The sequence below is a fragment of the Oceanicaulis sp. UBA6590 genome (assembly GCF_002433705.1).
GTDB lineage: Bacteria > Pseudomonadota > Alphaproteobacteria > Caulobacterales > Maricaulaceae > Oceanicaulis.
In genome coordinates, this window is record NZ_DJIQ01000061.1 from 1 (window position 1) to 4288 (window position 4288).

The window sequence follows — 4288 nt, forward strand, 5'->3', positions numbered from 1 at the left end:
CGGCAAGCCGATCATCGTGCCGTCCCAGGATATCGTGCTGGGCCTGTACTACCTGTCCATCATCAAGGACGGCGAACCGGGCGAGGGCATGGTCTTCGGCTCCATGGGCGAGATCGAGGCGGCGCTCGACGCCGGCGTCGTCACCCTGCACGCCAAGGTGAAGGCGCGTTATTCCGGCGTCGATCGCGAAGGCAATGAGTACACCAAGGTCATCGAGACCACGCCGGGCCGCATGAAGCTGCTCGAGCACCTGCCCAAGCACCCTGAAGTGCAGCCGGACGTGCTCGACGGCCTCCTGACCAAGAAGGCCATCGGCGGCCTGATCGACATCGTCTATCGCCACACCGGCCAGAAGGCGACCGTGATCTTCTGCGACAAGATCATGGCCCTGGGCTTCAAGGAAGCGGCGCGCGCCGGCATTTCCTTCGGCAAGGACGACATGCTGATCCCGGACGCCAAGAAGGACCTCGTGGGTGAAACCCGCGCTCTGGTCGGCGATTACGAGCAGCAATATGTGGACGGCCTGATCACCAAGGGTGAGAAGTACAACAAGGTCGTCGACGCCTGGGCGAAGTGCACCGACAAGGTGGCGGACGCCATGTATGACGAGATCTCCAAACCCGTTAAGGCCGAGGATGGCCGCGACGGCGAGGTGAACTCGGTCTACATGATGGCTCATTCCGGCGCCCGGGGTTCCAAGAACCAGATGAAACAGCTCGCCGGCATGCGGGGCCTGATGGCCCGTCCGGACGGCTCGATCATTGAGACGCCGATCATCTCGAACTTCAAAGAGGGCCTGACGGTTCTGGAGTACTTCAACTCCACCCACGGCGCTCGTAAGGGGCTGGCGGATACCGCGCTGAAGACGGCGAACTCGGGTTATCTGACCCGTCGTCTCGTCGACGTGGCGCAGGACTGCATCGTCACCGAGCATGATTGCGGCACCTCTCAGGGCATCACCCTGGGCGCCGTGGTCAATGGCGGCGACATCGTGGAGCCGCTCAGCCAGCGCGTTCTGGGGCGTCACACTGCGGAAGCGGTCAAGGATCCGTCCTCGGGCGAGGTCCTGGCTCCAGCAGACACCTATCTTGATGAAGAGCTGGCCCAGGCGCTTGAAGACGCCGGCGTCAGCACCATCAAGGTGCGCTCGCCGCTGACCTGTGAAACCCGCGTCGGCGTTTGCGCGACCTGCTATGGTCGCGATCTGGCGCGCGGCACCAAGGTGAACATGGGCGAAGCGATCGGCGTGATCGCGGCCCAGTCCATCGGCGAGCCGGGCACCCAGCTGACCATGCGGACCTTCCACATCGGCGGTACGGCGCAGGTGTCCGAGCAGTCCTTCATCGAAGCCACCCACGAGGGCAAGGTCGCCTTTGTGGAGCGCAATACGGTGAAAGCCTCTGACGGCTCCTTCATCGTGATGAGCCGGAACATGCAGGTGCAGGTCACGGACCAGGACGGCAATCCGCTCGAGACCTACAAGCTGCAATACGGCGCCAAGCTGCGCGTGGACGCCGGCGAGCAGGTCAAGCGCGGCGCGCGTCTGGCCGAGTGGGACCCGTACACCATGCCGATCGTCACCGAAGCGGGCGGTCGCGTGAAGCTCATCGACATCATCGACGGTCTGTCGGTGAAGGAAGACGTCGACGAAGCCACGGGCATCGCCTCGAAGGTTGTGGTCGACTGGCGGGGCACGGGCTCCAAGTCCGCGTCGATCCAGCCCGCCATGGTTGTCACCGACGAGAACGGCGAACCGGTCAAGCTGTCCGACAAGCCGGCGAACTACATGCTGTCGGTGGGCGCCATTCTTTCCGTCAATGACGGCGACATGGTCCAGCCGGGCGACGTTCTGGCCCGTATCCCGACCGAAGGCGCCAAGACCCGCGACATCACCGGCGGTCTGCCGCGTGTGGCGGAGCTGTTCGAAGCGCGTCGACCGAAAGACCACGCCGTCATCGCCGAGATGACCGGCCGCGTCGAATTCGGTCGCGACTACAAGAACAAGCGCCGCATTTCCATCACGCCTGAAGGCGATGATGCGGAACCGGTGGAATACCTGGTGCCGAAGGGCAAACACCTGACGGTCCAGGAAGGCGATATCATCCAGCGCGGCGAGTATCTGCTCGACGGCAACCCGGCTCCGCACGACATTCTGCGGATCCTGGGCGTGGAAGCGCTGGCGGACTACCTGATCAACGAGATCCAGGAGGTCTACCGTCTGCAGGGCGTGCCGATCAACGACAAGCACATCGAAGTGATTGTCCGGCAGATGCTGCAGAAGATGGAAGTCACCCATCCGGGCGATTCCGGCTATCTCACCGGTGAGCAGGTCGACAAGATCGAATGGCTTGAAACCAACGAGAAGCTGGAAGCGGAAGGCAAGCGTCCGTCGGTGGCTGACCCGGTTCTTCTGGGCATCACCAAGGCGTCGCTGCAGACGCGCTCCTTCATCTCCGCGGCCTCCTTCCAGGAGACCACCCGCGTGCTGACTGAAGCTTCGGTGCAGGGCAAGGTGGATACCCTTGAGGGCCTCAAGGAGAACGTGATCGTGGGCCGTCTGATCCCGGCGGGCACGGGCTCGATGATGCGCGAGTATCAGGTCGAGGCCGATGCGCGTGACGAGGAACGGATTGCGGAGCAGAAGAAAGCCGTGGACTCAGGCGACGAGGCCCTGCCGGCCGAAATCGCCGAAGCCGCCGCCGAAGAGGCTCAGGGCGAGGACTAGCGTTCCCGCCCCGATCTGAAACGGAAAGCCCGTCAGCGCATGCTGGCGGGCTTTTTGCTGGCGAAGGTCGCATTCAGGGATTCGCAGCTGTCCCGGACGGCTTTTGTTAAGGGGAAATCAATCCTGTATCCGGCTCCTGTCCCGCCCGCTTTCGTCAATCGATGAGGCGAGTGAGGCGGGCAGGGGGGCGTGAAGCCCTTGGCTGGCAGGGAAAGACGGGCGATATCCGGTACTTGCCGGGCCTGCAAATTTCCCCTGTCAGTGATCTTGACGGAATGGCCTGCCCTGAGTAGGTTCCGCGCTCGATTTCGGGGGTGAGCCGTAATCCGTCCTGAGTCCGCTGCGGGCGAGGGTTTGGATTAGACGTCGCCCGGAACAGAAAAACACAAGCTTCAACACCGTCCGCGGACGAACGGCAACAGTCGTCGCGCCCCGGTCGGGTTTTCGCGTCTTCGTCACGCAACCGGACGGGAAAACAGGAACAGGAACGGATAGAGGCCTGATGCCTACAGTTAACCAGCTCATCCGCAAACCGCGGAAAGACAAGCCGAAGCGGAACAAGGTTCCCGCGCTTCAGGCGTGCCCGCAACGCCGTGGCGTTTGCACGCGCGTGTACACCACGACCCCGAAGAAGCCGAACTCAGCGCTTCGTAAAGTCGCCAAGGTTCGCCTGACGAACGGCTATGAAGTCGTGAGCTACATTCCGGGCGAAGGTCACAACCTGCAAGAACACTCCGTCGTGCTCATCCGCGGCGGCCGTGTGAAAGACTTGCCGGGCGTGCGTTACCACATCCTGCGCGGCGTTCTGGACACCCAGGGCGTGAAAGACCGTCGTCAGCGTCGTTCGAAATACGGCGCCAAGCGTCCGAAATAAGGAGAGGCGTTCATGTCTCGTCGTCACCGCGCTGAGAAGCGCGAGATTCTTCCCGACCCGAAATTCGGCGATCGCGATCTGACCAAGTTCATGAACTACATCATGATCGACGGTAAGAAATCCGCCGCTGAAGCCATCATCTACGGCGCCCTCGACATCATCGAGGAAAAAGTGAAGCGCGAGCCGGTTCGCGTCTTCCACGAAGCCATGGACAATGTGGCTCCGGAAATCGAAGTGCGCTCCCGCCGGGTCGGCGGCGCCACCTACCAGGTTCCGGTTGAGGTTCGTCCGGATCGCCGCAAGGCGCTCGCCATTCGCTGGCTGGCCGCCGCGGCCCGGAACCGCAACGAGAACACCATGCGCGAGCGGCTGGCCGCTGAGCTCATGGACGCCGCTTCCAACCGCGGCTCCTCGGTCAAAAAGCGTGAAGACACGCACAAGATGGCCGAAGCCAACCGCGCGTTCGCGCATTACCGCTGGTAATTCCAGCTGACGCTTGAATCCTGATTAAGGACCCTCCCCATGGCCCGCGACTATAAAATCGAGGACTACCGCAACTTCGGCATCATGGCTCACATCGATGCTGGTAAAACCACCACGACCGAGCGGATCCTCTACTACACCGGCAAATCGCACAAAATCGGCGAAGTGCACGATGGCGCTGCGACCATGGACTGGATGGAGCAGGA

4 protein-coding genes are annotated in these 4288 nt (G+C 62.4%); all 4 read left to right on the forward strand.

Annotation, left to right across the window (positions count from 1 at the left end; genetic code table 11):
* Positions 1 to 2725: DNA-directed RNA polymerase subunit beta' (locus B2Z70_RS12210; protein ID WP_518167579.1), on the forward strand; the 2725-nt coding region annotated here is incomplete at its 5' end.
* Between the two features lie 502 nt (positions 2726 to 3227).
* Positions 3228 to 3599, forward strand: a complete 372-nt coding sequence (rpsL, locus tag B2Z70_RS12215) for a 30S ribosomal protein S12 (RefSeq protein ID WP_009801142.1) — start codon at positions 3228 to 3230, stop codon at positions 3597 to 3599.
* A gap of 12 nt (positions 3600 to 3611) precedes the next feature.
* A complete protein-coding gene (gene rpsG / locus B2Z70_RS12220) occupies positions 3612 to 4082 on the forward strand; it encodes a 30S ribosomal protein S7 (protein WP_009801141.1) in 471 nt (156 codons plus the stop codon).
* A 39-nt stretch (positions 4083 to 4121) separates the two neighbouring features.
* The coding region (locus B2Z70_RS15470) for a GTP-binding protein (RefSeq protein ID WP_414690869.1) at positions 4122 to 4288 on the forward strand (167 nt) is incomplete at its 3' end.